The organism is Catellatospora sp. NPDC049111 (assembly GCF_040648615.1).
Lineage (GTDB): Bacteria > Actinomycetota > Actinomycetes > Mycobacteriales > Micromonosporaceae > Catellatospora > Catellatospora aurea.
On record NZ_JBEZEB010000004.1, the window covers coordinates 215432 to 232202 of the forward strand.

Annotated in this window: 17 protein-coding genes; 10 read left to right on the forward strand and 7 right to left on the reverse strand. The window is 73.2% G+C overall.

What is annotated here, in order from left to right:
- Positions 1 to 46 precede the first annotated feature (46 nt).
- Positions 47 to 1258 (reverse strand): hypothetical protein, encoded by a 1212-nt coding sequence (locus AB0B66_RS08100; protein ID WP_360524732.1) that lies wholly within the window; start codon positions 1256 to 1258, stop codon positions 47 to 49.
- A gap of 109 nt (positions 1259 to 1367) precedes the next feature.
- Between AB0B66_RS08100 and AB0B66_RS08105 the strand changes: the two genes are divergently transcribed.
- Together AB0B66_RS08105 and AB0B66_RS08110 are read left to right on the forward strand one after the other, a co-directional pair.
- Positions 1368 to 1967, forward strand: a complete 600-nt coding sequence (locus tag AB0B66_RS08105) for a helix-turn-helix domain-containing protein (RefSeq protein ID WP_360524735.1) — start codon at positions 1368 to 1370, stop codon at positions 1965 to 1967.
- Entirely contained in the window at positions 1964 to 2512 is a 549-nt protein-coding gene (locus AB0B66_RS08110; RefSeq protein WP_360524738.1) for a PIN domain-containing protein, read from the forward strand. Before AB0B66_RS08105 ends, AB0B66_RS08110 begins: the two co-directional genes overlap by 4 nt.
- 232 nt (positions 2513 to 2744) lie before the next feature.
- On the opposite strand, the gene AB0B66_RS08115 is transcribed toward AB0B66_RS08110, so the two are convergent.
- Genes AB0B66_RS08115 through AB0B66_RS08135 form a run of 5 tightly spaced genes read right to left on the reverse strand, consistent with a single transcriptional unit; the run spans position 2745 to position 8166 of the window.
- Positions 2745 to 3434, reverse strand: coding sequence for an alpha/beta hydrolase family protein (locus tag AB0B66_RS08115; protein ID WP_360524741.1), 690 nt, complete (start codon positions 3432 to 3434; stop codon positions 2745 to 2747).
- 15 nt (positions 3435 to 3449) lie between these two features.
- Positions 3450 to 4511, reverse strand: a complete 1062-nt coding sequence (locus AB0B66_RS08120) for a hypothetical protein (protein ID WP_360524744.1) — start codon at positions 4509 to 4511, stop codon at positions 3450 to 3452.
- A complete protein-coding gene (locus AB0B66_RS08125) occupies positions 4502 to 5764 on the reverse strand; it encodes an acyl-CoA dehydrogenase family protein (protein ID WP_360524747.1) in 1263 nt (420 codons plus the stop codon). The genes AB0B66_RS08120 and AB0B66_RS08125 overlap by 10 nt, the downstream gene beginning before the upstream one ends.
- Before the next feature lie 3 nt (positions 5765 to 5767).
- Positions 5768 to 6028: a phosphopantetheine-binding protein gene (locus AB0B66_RS08130; protein WP_360524750.1), complete on the reverse strand. Its 261-nt coding sequence runs from the start codon at positions 6026 to 6028 to the stop codon at positions 5768 to 5770.
- 41 nt (positions 6029 to 6069) lie between these two features.
- Positions 6070 to 8166 (reverse strand): thiamine pyrophosphate-dependent enzyme, encoded by a 2097-nt coding sequence (locus AB0B66_RS08135; protein WP_360524753.1) that lies wholly within the window; start codon positions 8164 to 8166, stop codon positions 6070 to 6072.
- Positions 8167 to 8546: 380 nt separating this feature from the next.
- Between AB0B66_RS08135 and AB0B66_RS08140 the strand changes: the two genes are divergently transcribed.
- From AB0B66_RS08140 to AB0B66_RS08150, 3 genes are all read left to right on the forward strand, one after another.
- The gene (locus AB0B66_RS08140; protein ID WP_360524756.1) at positions 8547 to 9200 is read left to right on the forward strand and encodes a thymidylate kinase; all 654 of its coding nucleotides are present in this window, start codon (positions 8547 to 8549) and stop codon (positions 9198 to 9200) included.
- Entirely contained in the window at positions 9197 to 10051 is an 855-nt protein-coding gene (locus AB0B66_RS08145; RefSeq protein WP_360524759.1) for an NAD(P)-binding domain-containing protein, read from the forward strand. Before AB0B66_RS08140 ends, AB0B66_RS08145 begins: the two co-directional genes overlap by 4 nt.
- Positions 10052 to 10281: 230 nt before the next feature.
- A complete protein-coding gene (locus AB0B66_RS08150) occupies positions 10282 to 11178 on the forward strand; it encodes a winged helix-turn-helix domain-containing protein (RefSeq protein WP_360524762.1) in 897 nt (298 codons plus the stop codon).
- A gap of 8 nt (positions 11179 to 11186) precedes the next feature.
- Here AB0B66_RS08150 and AB0B66_RS08155 read toward each other — a convergent pair whose 3' ends face one another.
- Entirely contained in the window at positions 11187 to 11816 is a 630-nt protein-coding gene (locus AB0B66_RS08155; protein WP_360524765.1) for a GNAT family protein, read from the reverse strand.
- 293 nt (positions 11817 to 12109) lie between these two features.
- Between AB0B66_RS08155 and AB0B66_RS08160 the strand changes: the two genes are divergently transcribed.
- Genes AB0B66_RS08160 through AB0B66_RS08180 form a run of 5 tightly spaced genes read left to right on the forward strand, consistent with a single transcriptional unit; the run spans position 12110 to position 16767 of the window.
- Positions 12110 to 12769: a thymidylate kinase gene (locus tag AB0B66_RS08160; RefSeq protein WP_360524768.1), complete on the forward strand. Its 660-nt coding sequence runs from the start codon at positions 12110 to 12112 to the stop codon at positions 12767 to 12769.
- Entirely contained in the window at positions 12766 to 13995 is a 1230-nt protein-coding gene (locus tag AB0B66_RS08165) for an FAD-binding oxidoreductase (protein ID WP_360524771.1), read from the forward strand. The genes AB0B66_RS08160 and AB0B66_RS08165 overlap by 4 nt, the downstream gene beginning before the upstream one ends.
- Positions 13992 to 14990 (forward strand): hypothetical protein, encoded by a 999-nt coding sequence (locus AB0B66_RS08170; protein WP_360524774.1) that lies wholly within the window; start codon positions 13992 to 13994, stop codon positions 14988 to 14990. Before AB0B66_RS08165 ends, AB0B66_RS08170 begins: the two co-directional genes overlap by 4 nt.
- Before the next feature lie 2 nt (positions 14991 to 14992).
- Positions 14993 to 16510 (forward strand): amino acid adenylation domain-containing protein, encoded by a 1518-nt coding sequence (locus AB0B66_RS08175; protein ID WP_360524777.1) that lies wholly within the window; start codon positions 14993 to 14995, stop codon positions 16508 to 16510.
- The gene (locus tag AB0B66_RS08180; protein WP_360524780.1) at positions 16507 to 16767 is read left to right on the forward strand and encodes an acyl carrier protein; all 261 of its coding nucleotides are present in this window, start codon (positions 16507 to 16509) and stop codon (positions 16765 to 16767) included. The genes AB0B66_RS08175 and AB0B66_RS08180 overlap by 4 nt, the downstream gene beginning before the upstream one ends.
- Positions 16768 to 16771 lie beyond the last annotated feature (4 nt).

The window sequence follows — 16771 nt, forward strand, 5'->3', positions numbered from 1 at the left end:
CATCGGCACGCTCATCTCAGGTCCGTGCGCGCGGCGCGCCGCGTCACTACTCGACAACGCGGGCCTGGTAGTTCGGTTGTGTGCCGTCCCCTTCCGTGCCGGGAAACCTCCGGCCGCGGACGTAGGGGGTGCACCGGTCGGCCAGGTCCGGGGAGAGGCCCGTGCGGGCCGCCAGCCACGAGATCCAGTCCGGCAGTACGTCGATCAGCCGCTCGGCGAAGTCGTCCTCGTAGTAGTCGCGAACGTGTGCCACAGCCGACGCCACCCGGTGCGGCGAGCAGGTGTGGAACAGCGCCGGCGGGCTGTCGATACGCCACGAGCCGGCCAGTTCGGCGGCGATCTCGTCGATGTCGGCGGGCAGCCGGTCCGGCCGGTGCTCGCGCAGCCAGGCCTCGAACTCCCTGGCCGCGTTCGCCGCCTGATCCTCCGCCGGGTCGTACGGCGACACAGTGAGCGTCGACAGGGCCGCGTCGGCCAGCCGCGCGCCGCGGTGGTACTCGGCGAGCTGCTCGGCGGATTCACCGCCCGCTCTGATCAAGCCCTCGCCGGGAAACAGCAGCTCGGCCAGCAGCGACGGATCGTCGACCGGCGCGGCGGCGGCTTCGGCGGCCATCGGGCCGACCCCGGCCCGCCAGGCGGCCAGCGCCTGCTCCTGCGTCGGGTAGTACCCGCTGTGCACGGTGAACGGCATGTACCCGCAGGCGTCGACGTCCCAGAGGTACCAGCGGTCGTCGCCACCGAGGGTCGAGAAGGAGGCCGTCACACCGAAGCGGCTGCCGTAGGCGTCGCGTACCCACAGGATGGGGCTGGTCGCGGCCGGGCCGTCCGGCAGCTCGGGCAGCACCTCGGCTCCGGGCAGGCTGCGCAGCTCGGCGATCGCATCGGCGGCGGCGTCGGCCGCGACCATGCGCGTCACCGCGGTCAGCACCTGCCACGCGCCTCGCCAGCCGTCCGGCTCGGCACCCGCCTCCGGCAACTTGCCGCGTACTGCCGCGGTGGCGGCGGTCAGCACGGCGGCGGCGAAGGTGTTCGGGGCGACGTGGTCGTCGACGGGGCCGTCGGCCCACGTCCGCAGCCGCACGCCCATGCGGGCGCACAACTCGTCCGCCACCTCTACATACGGCCGGCCGTCCGTATGCTCGGCCAGGTCTGCGACCAGCTCCTGCGCCGCCTCGGCGGCCATCTGCTCCCGCCGCGCGTGCAGCTCGTTACGGTAGGCGAACAGGTCGGCCACGGCTCGGGCCGCTGGCGGCCTCATCGGCGAATCGAGTGGCGAACCGGCTCTCGGACGAGGCGTCTGGGGCGATTTTGACTTCTTCGGCTTTCGTTTCCGCGACACCGGCACCGCCGAAGTCTAGGACACCGGCATGACCGGCACAGCGAACCGCCACACCATCCGGACGGTGTGGGACCGACGGCCGCGCCACGAAATACGCCCGACGACCGCCTTGCGTTTTTTTCGCTTTAACGCGGTAAGCTGGTTGACGGAGGAGGCCGTCGTGACCGTAGTACCCATGGGTGGGGCTGTGCCGGATGCAGCAGAGCTGCGTCGTTTCGCGCGCCGCGCGCTTCGCGGCCGCCGTCTGCGCTTGGTCGTCGACGATGAGGCGCCGGTCGACATGCCGCAGGCGGTCGGTGAGGCGCTCGCTGAGGTCGTGGCGATCCTGGGCGAGGGCAGGCCCGTGCTCGTCGTGCCGCAGAACACCCAGCTGACCACGGGTGAGGCGGCGCAGCTGCTCGGCGTGAGCCGGCCGACGGTGGTCAAGCTGATGGAGGACGGCGTCCTGCCGTTCAGCCGTCCCAACTCCAGCCGGCGCATCGCACTACACGACGTCCTGGCATACAAGGAGCAGCGGTCCCGCCAAAGGCGCGAAGCGCTCGACGAGATGACCGCCGAAGCCGTGGACATGGGTGTATACGACCAGGCGATCGGCAAGGCCCGCGGCAGCGACGACGCCGCAGCATGATCAGCGCAGTTCTCGACGCCTGCGTGCTGGTGCCCAGCGTCCTCGCCGACACGCTGCTGCGATGCGCGGAAGACGAGCACTACCGGCCCCTGTGGTCCGCTGAGATCCTGGACGAGGTGCGGCGCAACCTGCCGCAGTCGGTCAGCGCGGCCGCTGCGGACCGGCGGATCCAGGCGATGCGCGCGTTCTTCCCCGAGGCGGAGGTCGACGGGTATCAGGACCTCGTGGACCAGATGACCAACCACCCCAAGGACCGGCACGTGCTGGCAGCGGCCGTGGCAGCCCGCGCGGACTTCGTCGTGACCGCGAATCTGCGCGATTTCCCGGTCCACGCACTCGACCCGCACGCGATCGAAGCACAGCACCCCGACGACTTCCTGTGCGACCTCCTGGACGTGTCGCCCTCGGACACGCAAATCCCCGCGAGGCATCAGTCATTGACGATGCCTCGCTTGTGTTTCTCCCGTTGGCATCGCTGTCGGGGTACTCCTGCTGCCTGTTTCGGGCCGTTGGCGAGCGCCGCAATGATGATCGGCTTCTTTTGATGATGAAGTCGTGCTCGCCGACCAGCGCTTCGTGGGGCTGGCTTGTCGGAGATTGCCCACATCGGGGACGGCGCGAGTTTTCGTAGCCCTGCCATGCCCGGAACGACGTCGTCGGTGGGCTGGCGGTTGGTCTGCTGCCGGTTCCAGACCTGGCGGCCGGGGAGTTTCATGACGACGTAGTGGCGGTCGCCGTCGAGCCCGACGTCGTAGACCGCGGGTACGCCGGGATGTGCTACCCGTCGCCGGCGAGCGCGCACAGCAGGTCGACCAGTTCGTCGGGTGCCTCGAGCATGACGTCGTGGGCGGCTTCGATGCTGTGCGAGGACCAGCCGGGGTCGTGGCGGGCGCGTTCTGCGGCGGCGTCGTACGCGGCGGAGGGGGCGCGTCGCGCGGCGCGCACGTAGCTGCGCCGGAACGGCACCGGCTCGCCTGTGTCGGGCAACTCGACCGGATCGTGGAACGTCCGGGGCGGCTGCATCGACAACCGGCTCGCGGCGAGCAGCCGGGCCAGCCGGGCCGGGTCGGCGTCGCGGAACCACGGCGGCGGGATCGGCTCACCTGGCGGGGTGCGGTGGCGGCGCAGGTCCTGCACGGACTCGCCGTCGTGTGGCAGCAGCGCGTCGAGCAGCACCAGGTGCGCGATCCGGCGCGGTGCGCGGCTCGCCGCGGCGAGTGCGACCGCGCCGCCGTAGCTGTGGCCGACCAGCACGACGTCGCGCAGGTCCTCGTAGGTGAGCACGCCGAGGACGTCACGTATGTGCGTGTCCAGTCCCAGGTCCGGGTGTGCCAGGTGGGTGCGGGCGCCGAGGCCGGTCAGTGTCGGGGTGAAGGTGTCGTGGCCGCGCCGCCACAGCCGCGTGCGGACCTGCCGCCACACGTGCGCGCCGGTCCACGCCCCGTGCACCAGGACGAACGTGGTCATCGAAGCGCCGGGAGGCTATCGGGCACAGCGGTCTGCCAGTCGGAGGAAGAAACGGTGGGATCCGGCCAGGTCGTCTGCCGCCTCGCCGAAGGGCCGGTGCCACCATCGCTGTTCGAGCAGCTGCCGCCGCCGGGGGTCGGTGAGATGGCGCAGCCAGAACAGGTGGGTGGCGCCCCAGCGCAGGCAGGTGTGCAGGGCGAACCAGTCGGGCACCTGGCGCAGCAGGGTGTCGGGCAGCCCGGCGTCGCGCAGGCCTGCCAGGTAGCCGGTCAGTACCGCGTCGTAGTGCTCGTCGAGGGCATCGGCGGGGACGAGCAGGCGGGTGGCGGTGGAGGCGAACAGCTGGCTGGGGTCGGCGCCGAGCGCTTCGATGCCGACGTAGGACCAGTCGACGGCGACGACGTCGCCGTCGGGGGTGTGCAGCAGGTTGCGTTGGTTGGCGTCGAGGTGGTTGAGCGTGCGCGGGATCGCGGCCAGTCGCCCGAGCAGGGCGGTTCGGGCGGTCCACAGTCCGGTGACGAGGGTGCGCGCGGCGGTCGGGTCGACGATCGCCGTAATGTCGGCAAGTCGGGCGAGGTCGGGGTCCTGCAGCGTGTTCGCGACGGCGGGCACGGTGCTGAGGAACCACCACCGCAGCCAGGAGCGGCTCAGCCAGGGCGGCGGCTCGGTATGCGGGTGGCGCAGGTGGTGGGCGTTGAAGGTGGCGAGGGCTGCGGCGGCGGCGTGGTGGTCGGCGGGGGTGCGGGGGGCGGTCCCGTCGACGTGTTCCAGTCGTAGTCCGATGGTGCCGTCGTCGCGGTGTTCGACGGCGTACGGTCGGGGTGCCCGCAGTCCGGGTCCGGCGCAGGAACCGGGGTCGGTGTAGAAGCACGCCTCCCGGGCCCAGTAGTTGGCGGCGCGGGGCGAAGGGCTGACCCCGGGGCCGATGTCGTGCAGGTCCCCGGCCCGGGGTGAGATGATCTTCAGGACGTGGTCGGGCAGGTCCGCGTGGTCCGAGATCTGGAACAGCCCCTGGGTGCCCGCGCCGAAATGGTCCCGGATCGGCACCGCGACCGGGCCGTCCGGGTTCACCTCCACGCCGCCGACCGGTCGGCCTGTCCCGGGCGGGCACCGGCCAGCTCGACGGTGCGGTCGAGCAGCGCCAAGCGGCCGTTGGCCGTCATCAGCCGGTCGTTGGAGTACATCAGCGCCGCGGCCCGCAGGTCCCGGAATGCCCGTTCCAGGGGGTGGGCGGGCGAGCGGACGTAGCCGTGCCGCAGCCCGGCGATGGTGATGAGGTCGTCCACGGCCTGGAACGACGTCTCCGACGCCAGCACCTTCAGGTTGTTGACGTGCAGCTGGAACGCGGTCGCGCCGAACCGGCCGGGACCGGCCTGTTCGTCGTCGAGCAGGTCCTGGTATTCCGCGAGGCAGGTCCACAGGTAGGCGCTGAGGGTGTCCAGCTGCAGGCGTACCCGGGCGAGCCGCTCGGCGGCCAGGTCTGATTCGCGCCAGGCGCCGCGGGTCTTCGGGTTTCGCAGGAGGTCGACCACGAACCGGAAGGCGCCGCGGGCGGTGCCGAGCCAGACGGCAGCCCAGGCCAGATGCCCGACGGGGATCATCGTCTCGACCGCGACGGGGCGGAACCCGCCCGGTCCGTTGATCAGCTGGGACGGGTCGATCTGAGCGGTCAGGCGGACCCCGACGCTGGCGGTGCCGCGCATGCCGAGGGTCTGCCAGCCGCTGCGGAAGGCCACGTCGGCGTCGGTGGTCGGCACGTAGGCCAGGGAGACGTCGTTGGCCGGGCGGTCTGCCGCCGTACGCATCGTGATCAGGTAGGCGTCGGCTTCCATGCCGCCGGTCACGACCGGCGCGTCCCGCTCGACGCCGAGGCGGTGCCCGTCGGCGGCCTGCAGCGGGCTCAGCGCGGACAGCAGGTGCCCGCCCTTGCCGGCCTCGGTGGTGATGGAGGCGAGCAGGCAGTCACCGGCGGCGATGCGGGGCAGCGCCTCGGCGCGCAGCTCCTTCGACCCGTGCCGGACCAGGGTGGCGACCTGCTGGCAGTGCATCGCCCAGATCATGGCGGTCGACGCGCAGCCCGCGCCGAGTGTCCCGGCGATCGTCACCAGCTGCGGCAGGCCCTGACCGAGGCCGCCGTACTCGGTCGGCACGAGGGTGCCGAGCAGGCCGGACTCCCGGAGCAGTCGTACGTTGTCGGCGGGGAAGCGGCCGGATTCGTCGACGTCGTGCGCCGCGGCGGCGAACGTGGCCGCCAGCTCGGTCGCCAGCGCCAGGACGTGCTCCGACGGCGGGGCTTCGGCGGTCGTGGCGCTGTGGCTCGGCGGGGCCATCGTTCAGCCGGCCGAGCGGATCTCGGCGACGGTGCGTCGCAGGCTGCCGACGGTGGCGAAGGCCTCCGGGGTCAGGCGGTCCTCGGGGAAGGTGATGTCGAGCGTCTCCTCCAGTGCCAGCATGAGCGAGATGGAGCCGAGCGAGTCCAGCCCGTACGACGACAGCGGCACGTCGTCGTCGGGGACCTGGTCGTCGGCCAGCTCGGGCAGGAACTCGCGCAGGACGTCGAGGAACTTGTCCGGCGTGGTGGTGGTGTCGGTCAAGGAAGTGTTCCTTCCGTGAGGGTCGGCGGGCGGCGCCGGGGTCAGTCGGCGGTGCACAGGCGCCGGGCGGCCCGGCTGACGTCCTCGGCGGTGAGGACGGCCTGCCGTTCCAGGACGGGCGCGACCGGCTGCACGTCCGCGCAGGCCAGCTGCCTCATGCGTACCGTGGTGGGCATCCGGTCGAGCAGTTCGGCGATGAGGCGCGGGCCGATGGCCTGGCCGCGGGCGGCGGGGTCCACGAACAGGCCGCGCCCGGTGCGGGTGAGACTGTCCTGCAGCGTGGCCCAGTCCAGCGACGGGGTGTCCAGCGCCCGCAGGTCGACGATCTCGGCGCTGACGCCGCGGGTGGCCAGGTCGTCGGCTGCGACGCGGCTCCAGGTGACGCCGAGGCCGTAGGTCACGATCGTGACGTCGGTGCCGGGCCGAACGATCCGCGCGCCGGTGAGCGGCGCGTGGGCGGCGAAGTCGGCGTCGGTCAGCTCGTGCCGTTCGCCGTACAGCGGCGAGAATTCCACGAGCAGCACCGGGTCGTGGCCGGTGAGGGCGCTGTTGAGCACGCCGAGGTAGTCGCGCGGGTCGGCGGGTGCGTGCACGCGCCAGCCGGGGAACGCGGTGAACAGCGCGACGGGGTTGAGGCTGTGCTGGGGGCCGTAGCCGAGCCCGGTGGGCACCTTGGCGCGGATCACGACCGGGGCCTGGGCGGTGTTGCCGTACAGGGCGCGGATCGCTCCGATGTGGTTGAACAGCTGGTCGGCGGCGATGAGCGCGAAGCTGCCGTACATCAGCTCGACGATCGGCCGCAGTCCTGCCATCGCGGCCCCGCCGGCGAGGCCGACGAAGCTCGCTTCGGAGATGGGCGTGTCGATGATGCGTGTGCCGGCGAGGCCGGCGTCGAGGCAGCCGGCACCGGCCAGCAGGCCGCCGGGTTTGGCGACCTCTTCGCCGAGGAACACGACGTCGGGGTCGGTGCGCACGGCTCGGGCGATGCCCTCGGCGATGGCATCGCGGAAGCTCAGGGTGCGGGGCCGGTCGTCGGTGGGCCGGGGTGCCGGGACAGGCGGCGACGGTGCCGGGCCGCGCAGCAGCGCGTACGGGTCGAGCACCGGCGTCGGCCCGGGCGGCGGGACCGCCCGGTAGGCGCGGTCGACCCAGGCGCCGGCCGCCGCGGCGACCGCGTCGGCCTCGTCCTGGCCGAGCAGCTCGTCACGGGCCGGCCCGGACCGCAGGCGCAGCAGCGGGTCGAGGTCGCGCCAGCGGGCCTCTTCGGCCGCGTCGCGGTATCCGGCGGCGCTGCCCGGGGCTCCGCCGGTGTGGTCGAGGTGGCGGTAGGTCTCGACCTCCAGCATGGCCGGGCCCGCGCCGCGGCGGATGCCGGCGAGCAGCTGCCGGGCCGCGTCGTGGGTCTGCAGCACGTCGTTGTCACGTACCCGCAGCGCGGTGAGGCTGTGGGCGACGCCCTGGGAGGTCAGCGGCAGCAGCGCGGACGCCTCGTCCGGGCGGGTGGCTTCGGCGTAGCCGTTGTTCTCCACGACGATGAGCAGCGGCAGCCGCAGGATCGCGGCGAGGTTCGCCGTCTCGTGGAAGGTGCCCTGGTTGACGGCGCCGTCGCCGATGAAGCACACGGCGCAGCCGCCGTCGCCGCGCAGCCGTTGGGCGAAGGCGAGTCCGGACGCCAGCGGGATGCCGCCGCCGACGATGGCGCTGGATCCGGCGAATCCGACGGCTTCGTTGCGCAGGTGCATGGAGCCGCCCGCGCCGTTGTTGACGCCGCCGGGGCGGCCCAGGATCTCGGCGAAGCAGTCGGTCAGCAGGTGCAGTGCCCGTTCGGGCAGCGGCTGCGTCAGCGGGTCCCAGTCCGGTGGCACGGTGCGTGACAGGGTCTGGACCAGGAAGTGGTGGTGTGAGCGGTGGTTGCCGACGACCTGGTCGCCCGGCCGCAGCTGGGGCAGGATCGCCGCGGCGACGCCCTCCTGCCCGATGGAGGTGTGCACGGGGCCGGTGACCAGGCCCTCGTCGGCGCAGGCCAGCAGCCTGGTCTCGAAGGCCCGGACGACGTGCATGTCGAAGAGCATGCGGATCAGGGTGGTGCGGTCCGGTCCGGACGGTGCGCGGGTCTGCGTCACGCTTCGCGTCTGCACGATGATGCTCCCTCTCCTTGCCGCCGGACCCCGGCTCGATCGCCATACGCCCGGTCCTGCGGCGGCGCCCGCCCACCAGCGGGGACGGGGTCTCCGGGGCGGGGGCGGCGGCTCGCCCGGCCAGGTGGGATCCCGCCCTCGGTCCTGGGGCGAGGCGACACACAAGATATGCCCGACCGGTCATCGGTGACCATTCTTTCGGGCGCGACCGAAAGTAGGCCGGTCGTGGCTGGATCCGGTGGAATCTTTCGGCCGCGGCCGAATCTGTGGGACGGGCCGCGGGATCGCCCTATGGTTCGGGGCATGTTCGTACGGGGCACCAGGCCGGTGGCGGCCCAGGCGGGAGGCGCGTTCGCGCGCGCCTGGCGGGCTGCGGCGGCATGAGCGGCGACGGGCAGCGGGCGGCCCTGATCGTCCTGGAGGGGATCGACGGGTCCGGTAAGACCACGCTGGGGCGGCGGCTCGCCGACGCGGTCGCGGCCGCCGGGCTGCCGGTGAAGTGGTGTCCCAACGTCAATCTCGCCCCGGTGCGCGACCGACTCGACGAGGTCGCCCGGGAGACCGGGTACGCCGACCGCGCGGCGATGCTGGGCCGCGACCGGGCGCAGATGCTCGCCGCGATCCTCAAGTGGCGCGACTACGCGGACCTGGCCGACGACATGGCCCGGCCGGGCCTGGTCATGGTCATGGACCGCTACTTCTACACCCACCTGGCCCTGGCGCTGGTCCAGCGCACTGGCAACCTGCCGCGGCTGCGCCGGCTGTACGCGGGCCTGCCCGAGCCGCGCCTGACGCTGCTGCTGGAGATCGATCCGGACGTCGCCGCCGAACGCGTGCGCGCCCGTGGCACCGACTCGACCAGCCCGCAGTTCCTCGCGGACTTCGCCGCCGCGTACCGGGCGCTGCCCGAGTACGGCACCCGGTTCACCCGCGTCGACGGGGCCCGCGACGCCGACGCCGTGTTCGCCGACGCGTGGGCGGCCGTGGAGCTCCACCTGCCGACCACGGCCGCGTCCATGGTGGAGGCCCGGTGAACTCCGGCGCCGCCCCGCCGCCGCGGGTCGCGCTGCTGGGCGCGGGCCGCCTCGGCGAGGCCCTCGTCGTCCGGCTGCTGGCCGCGGGCCACCCCGGCGACCTGGTGCAGGCCACCGTCCGGACGTCCGAGCAGGCGGCCCGCCTGGCCGCCGCCCACCCGATCGCGGTCCACCTCGACACCGCCCGGGCCGTGCGGGACGCGGAGGTAGTGATCCTGACCGTACGCCCCGAGCACGCCGACGCCGTCCTGGCCGAGGCGCTGCCCCGGCTGCGGCCGGGCACAGCCGTGGTCTCGTTCGTCGCCGGTCGCCCGCTCGCCGACCTGACGGCCGGGTCGGCAGGCGACGTCGGGGCGTTCCGGGTCGCCACCAACGCCGTCGCCGTCGAGCGCCGGGGCCTGCTGGCCCTCAGCGCCGCACCGCACGTCGGGCAGGTGCAGGCGCGCCGGGTGCGGCTGCTGCTGTCGCGGCTGGGTGAGGTGGTCGACGTCCCGGAGTCCGCGCAGGACGTGGCGGCGGCCACGCTGGGCAGTGCCGCGGCGTTCCTGGCCTGCGCCGCGGGCGGTGTGCTGGACGCCGCCGGCGCGGCGGGCGTCGACCGCCGGACGGCCGTCGCGTTCACTGCCGACGCGCTGCGCAGCGCGGCCCTGATCCTGGAGCGGGCGCCGTCGGGTGCCGCGGCGTGGGACACGCTGGCCACGCCGGGGGGCATCACCGCCGCGGGGCTTGCCACCATGACCGGCAACCGGGTCCCGCAATCGCTCGCCGAGGCGGTCGAGACGGCCGTGGCGAGGGCCGTCGAGATGGCTCCCGACGCCTTACCGACAGCACCTCCCAGCCCTTGGGCATAGTGTTGCGAATGGATCGACGATCAGTGAGGGTGGAGCGAACCGCAACAGCGGAACCAGGGGGCACGGAGGTTCGCTGAACCGTGATTCGAATACCCATGAGGAAATCCCAGGAGATCGCTGTCCGGGTGGGGAGCAGTTGGCTCTGGGAATCGCTGGCGAGTCTTCATCTCATCGCCGCGAATGACGATTCGGCACCGTGGCCCCGAAGACAATGGACACACCGTTCCCGGATGACGATGAAAGCCGCCGGGCTGGTCGCGCCGGGCTGGCTGGTGGAACTGCTGCGCCGCGGCGGCGGTGCCCTGCCGCCGTTCCTGACCCCGGTCCCGGCCGGCACGCGGGTGTCGCTGGCCGAGGAGCTGCCCGCGCTGCGTGAGGTGTGCGCCGCGGACGTGCGCGCCGACCTGGAACGGTGGTATCCGGCCCGGCGCCCGCCCGCGCTGGACCCGCTGTGGCGCGACCCGGTCACCGCCCTCGGGCAGCTGTCAGTGCTGCTGGAACGCTACTGGGAGCTGGTCCTCGAACCGATCGCCTCCACCATGCACGCCATCATGGAGGAGGAGATCTTCCTGCGGTCGCGGACGCTGGCGATGGAGGGCGCCGAGCAGCTGCTGGCGACGCTGCACCCGGGGCTGAGCTGCGAGGGCACGGTGCTGCGGGTCGCGGCCACCCCGGGCCTGGAGCTGGACCGTCCCGCCCGGCGCATCCTGCTGGTGCCGCTGCTGCTCAGCCAAGGCGCGCCGCTGCTGGCGGTCGGCCGCGACGACGTCGTGGCGCTGTCCTACGGCGCCCGGGGCGCCGCCGTCCTGGCCGGGATGCTGGGCGACACCCGCCGCAGCGACGCGCCGGTCCAGGGTGACCGTCTGGAGATCCTGCTCGGCCGCAGCCGCGCCGCCATGGTGCGGGGCCTGGCCGCACCGACCACCACGTCGGCGCTGGCCTCGGACCTGGGGCTGGCGGTGAGCACCGTCTCAGAGCATCTGGCGACGCTGTCCGCGGCGGGGCTGGTGCAGCGCCACCGGGTCGGGGTGCGGGTGTTCTACGAGCTCGACCGCGCCGGTACGGCGCTGCTGAGTTCCCTGGACGGCGACGTGGCGGCGCCGATCGGCCGCCCCGCCGCGGCGTAGCGCGCGGTTCAGCGCACCAGCGACGCCGCGAGCCGGTCGCGGACCTCGGGCCAGTCCTGTTCGGTGATCGAGTACGTGGCGCTGTCGCGTACGGCCCCGTCGTAGCCTGCGCTGTCTGCCCGCAGGACGCCGTCCAGTCTGGCGCCGATCCCGGCGATGGCGGCGCGGGAGCGCTCGTTGCGGGCGTCGGTGCGCAGCCGGACGCGGCGCAACCGCCACCGGTCGAAGGCGACCTCGAGCATCAGCAGTTTGGCCTCGCGGTTGATGCCAGTGCGCTGGGCGTGCAGCGCCAGCCAGGTCCCGCCCAGCTCGCACGCGTCCGGTATCCCGGCGGGTCGGCGGCGGTACTCCTCCCGCCAGCGCCAGTGTTCGAAGTAGCAGAACCGGGTGGAGCCCACCACCGTGCCGTCGCGCTGGTCGACGACGGCGAACGCCACGATGTTCCCTTCCGCCAGGCCGTCGGCGGCGCGCTTGACGTACCGGTAGGCCTCCTGCTCGTCGCGGGGCACGTCGGTGAGCGCGTACCGCTCCCGCCCGGCCTGCGCGGCGGCCACCAGCCCGGGGACGTGCTGGTCGCCCAGCGGTTCGAGCCGGGCGATGCGCCCGGTCAGCGGGCCGACGGCGAAGAAGTCGTCCATGTCACTGGTCTCCGTTCCGGACTGCGTTCCGTGCGGATCATAGTCAGTCGGGTATGGCGGCGACGGCGTCGCGCCCGGGAAGCGGGACTCCGCCGGGGGCGCACGACCCGCGGACGTATTCACGTTCCACATTCTGAGCGACGACTTTCGTTTATCTGATCGACGTGTATCGTCGGCGACGGTCATTCACGGATCTGCATCGGCGCCGATTCTCGACATCGTCGCATGGCCCATCAATCGTGCTCCCGCCATACTCCTTTGACGATCCGACGGCGCTTGCACACGGGGAATGAATGAAGAATGCCACATTGGTGTCCGTCGAGGGGATCGACGGCTCCGGAAAGACGACGGCGGCGGGCGAGCTGACCGGCGCGCTGACCGCCCGTGGACACAGCGTCACCTGGCACGCCAACCGACCTTTCGCCCCCGTCCGCCGCGCATTGGACGCGCTGGCCCGTGAAGAGGGCTTCGGCGACCGCATCGAGATGTTCGGCGCCGACTTCGCGCAGCTGGTCTCCACCGTCTGCAAGTGGCGTGACCTGCTGCCGCTGCACGCCGAGCTGGCCCGCACCGACCACTGCGTGATCATCGACCGGTACGTGCACGCCCAGTACGCCATCGCCCGCGCCTTCGGCACCGCCAACGAGCCGCTGGTGCGCCGCCTGTACGCGAGCTTCCCGGAGCCCGATGTCGTGGTGTACCTGGACGTGGACGCGGCCACCGCGACCGAGCGGGTCCGTCGCCGCCCCGACGACACCCACACGCGGGCGTTCCTGGAGAGCTTCGGGGCGGCGTTCCGGTCGCTGCCGGAGTTCGCCGGGTTCACGGTCGTGGACGCCACGCAGCCCCTGGACGTGGTCCGGGCGCAGGTGTGGGCGGCGGTCGAGCAGGTGCTCGCCCGCGGCACGGGTCCCCGGTCGACGCCGCAGCCCGCCGGGGCGGAGGCGGCGTGACGGTGCTCGCGGACGCCGTGGTGGTCGGCGGCGGTGTCAACGGCGCCTGCGCGGCCTTCCACCTCGCCTGCCGGGGCGTCGGCCGGGTGGTGCTGTTCGACACGCCCCGGGCCCATGCCGCCACGCCCCGCTCGGCCGCGGTCCTGGCCTGCCACTACACGGGCGCGGCCGACGCGGCGCTGGCGGTCGCCGGGCTGCGGGAGCTCAAGCGGGTGCCCGAACTCACCGGTGGCACGACCGGGTTCCGTGCCACGGGCGTGGTCCAGGTGGTGTCGCAGCGGCACGCTGAGCGCCTGCGGGCCCTGGTCGCCGGACAGCAGCGCGACGGCCTGCCGTTCACGGTCCTGGACGCGGCAGGGCTGGCGGGGTTCTTCCCCGACGGTGACTTCGGCGACGTCGGTGCCGCCGTGCACGAGCCGGAGGCGGGCTACGCCGATCCCGCGCTGACGACGCGGGCGTACCTGGACGCCGCCGTGCGGGCGGGTGCCCGCGTGGAACGTACGGCGGTCCGCCGGATCCTGCGCCGCGGCGGTGCTGTCGCCGGTGTCGAGACCGACGGCGGCGCCGTGCACGCGCCGGTGGTGGTGCTCGCGGCCGGGGCGTGGTCGATCTGCCTGCTCGCGGGCCTCGGCGTGGATCTGGGCCTGTCGGTGCGGCGGGTGCAGACGTGCGACTTCGACGCGGTGCCCGCCGAGTACGACGACCGGCCGGTCCTTTTGGACCAGGTCCACGGTTCGTGGCTGCGCCCGGCCGGGCCCGGCACCGCGCTGGCCGGTCTGGAGATGAGCGTGGCGGTGGCCGACCCGTCCACGCCCGACACCGGCGTCGAACCGTGGTACGCCGAGGTGTGCCGGCAGCGGCTGACCACCCGGTTCGGGCGGCTGCGCGCCGCCGGGCCGCGGGGCGGCCAGTCCGGCCTGATCACGATGAGCCCGGACGGGCGGCCGATCGTCGACGTGCTGCCCGAGGCGCGGGGCCTGTTCCACGTCGTCGGCGACTCGGGCACCGCCTTCAAGTACGCGCCGGTGGTGGGCCGGTGCCTGGCCGAGTGGATCGTCGACGGCGCCGCCCGCAGCGCCGACCTGTCGTCCTTCGGCCGCGACCGGGCCGGGCTGCCGGCCGCCGAGTCCGGCTACGGCCGGTTCGCGGTCTCCGCGCGGCTGGCCCGAGACGTCCATCGCCTTCAACCGACCGCATCCCAGGTGAGAGAGGCTGACCGATCATGACCTACGCACCCGCGCCGGTCTGCGAGGTGTCCGGAACCGTACCGGACGCCCCCTGGCTGAACTGCGACAACGCCCATCTGGCCGCGCTGATGCAGTTCTACGGGGCGGCCGCGCCGTCCGCGCCGATGGGCATGCAGTGGCACTTCGCGCTGCCCACGACCGAACAGGTGCCCGTCACGCTGCGAGTTGCGGTGCTGGACGCGATCGCCGCCGAGACCGGGATCGTGTTCGACCGGCACCGCGTGCCGATCGACCGCTACTACGACACGGTGGCGGCGTCGACCGCCGCGGGCGTGCCGCTGATCGTCTACGGGGACGCGTTCCACATGCCGTGGCTGCCGTACTTCGGCAACGACAGTTCGGCGCACCCGACGATCCTCGCCGGGGTCGTCGACGACGGCGAGACGTTCCACCTGGTCGAGGCGTACACCAACAGCACGCCCTGGGGGCGGGTGGTGCCCGGACCGGCGAGCGTGACCCGGCAGCAGTTCCAGACGCTGGTGGAGGCGCTGCCCGAACCGCAGCGCGGCGAGGTGATCGTCCTGCGGGAGCGTGGGAGTGCCCGGCCGCACGACCCGGCCGACATGCTGCGCGCCAACGCCGAGGGCATCCTGCGCCACGTCGAGCAGGGCGGCGAGCTGGCCCGCTACGCCGAGTGGGGCCGTGCGGCGATCGGCGAGCGGGCCGCCGCGGACCTGTTCGACCTGGGCTGCTGGGAGGTCACCCGGGCCCGGTCCTGCCACGCGTCGTGGCTGGTCCGCCTGGCCGCCGACCGTCCCGACCTGGTCACCGAGGAGCTGGCCCGGCGGTTCGCCACGGAGGTCGACGAGCCGTGGCGGCGGGTGTCGCAGTTCGCGTTCGTCAACGCCCAGCGCGTCGCACGGGGCAGCAGGCCGGCCGTGTCCGCCGCCGACCTGATCGCCGACCGGCTTGTCGCGGCCGAGGTGCGTTTCGCGTACGACCTGCTGGAGCACCTCACCGGACGGAGCAGCTGAGCGTGGAGAGACTGTCGGAGCGTTTCCTGGCCGTCGCCGAGCAGCAGCCCGAGGCGACGGCACTGGTCTACCGTGACCTGCTGATGTCCTATGCGGAGCTGCAGCGGCAGGTGCTGCGGCTGGGGCGCGCGATCGGCGCGGACGGCGACAGCGCCCCGCTGGCGCTGCACGCGACCAAGACGCCCGGCACCGTCGCGGCGATGCTGGCCTGTCTGACCGTCGGGGTGCCATACGTCCCGATCGACCCGGCCGCTCCGCCCGCCCGGCGGGAGGCGATCCTGCGTGACAGCGGCGCGAAGGCGCTGGTGTTCGACGACGGCGCCGGTGCCCGCCCGGAGTTGGGCGACGGTTGCGCTGTGCCGGTCGCGGCGGTCGGTGACCTGCTCGCGCAGCCGGTCGAGGACACGCCGCTGGCGCCTTCGCACATCGCCAACGTGCTGTACACCTCCGGTTCGACCGGTGTGCCCAAGGGTGTGCTGACCACGCATGCCAACGCGGTGACGTTCCTGCGGTGGGCGCACGACCTGATCCCGGTCGGGCCGGGCGACGTGGTGGCCTGCTACGCGCCGCTGCACTTCGACATGCACATCTTCGACCTGTTCGGCACCCTGTCGCAGGGCGCGACGATCCTGTTGCTGGACGACCGCACGCTGCTGTTCCCGGAGGTGGTCTGCCGCACCCTGCGCGAGCAGCACGCGACCAGCATGTACGCGGTGCCGTCGGCGTGGATCGGGCTGCTGCGCAGCACCGCGCTGGCCGACGGCGGCCTGCCGGAACTGCGCACGCTGATGTACTCGGGTGAGGAGTTCCCGGTGCCGCCGCTGCGGGAGCTGGCCGACCGGCTGCCCGGCGTGCGGATCGTCAACATCTACGGCCCGGTCGAGACGAACGCGGTCACGGCGCTGGACGTGACCGCCGAGCACCTGCGCCGCGACCGGATCCCCATCGGCCTGCCGTTCGGCGACTCCCTGGTGTTCGTGGTCGGGCCGGACGGGCAGGTGCTGACCGCGCCGGGCGAGGAGGGCGAGATCGTCGTCCACACCGCCACGATGTGCGAGGGGTACCTCGGCGACCCGGCGGCCACGGCCGCGTCGCGGCTGACGGTGCGGGTCGGCGGCGCCGACTACGAGACCTACCGTACCGGTGACTTCGGCTGCTGGGACGCCGACGGGCTGCTGCACTTCCGGGGCCGCCGCGACGGCCGGATCAAGACCCGCGGGTTCCGGGTGGAGCTCGGGGAGGTGGAGGCACGCCTGGCCGCCCACCCGGCGGTGCGGGAGGCGGTGGTGACGGCACGGCCGCACCCGGAACGCACCCATGAGCTGATCGCCTTCGCGACGCTGCGTACCCCCGACGGCGTCTCCGCGGCGGAGCTGACGGCCTGGTGCCGGGAGTTCCTGCCCGCCTACATGCTGCCCCGGGAAATCCACCTGCTGGACGACCTGCCCCGCACCGGCACCGGCAAGGCCGACCGGGTGCGGCTGACCGAGCTTGCCCGCAGCGCTGGAGTCCAGGCATGAGCGGGCAGGACGCCGTGCTGCGGTCGGTGCTGGAGGTGCTCGCCGACATCATCCCGGGCGCTCCGGTGCTGCACGCCGACACCGACCTGCTCACCACCGGGCTGCTGGACTCGCTGGGGATCGTCACCGCGATCAACCGGTTGGAGCAGCAGCACGACGTGCAGCTGCCGCCGGAGGCCCTGAACCCGGACACGTTCGCCCGCCCGGCGGCCCTGGCCGCAGTCCTCGCCGACGCCGCACGGCAGTCAAGGAGTTGAGCAG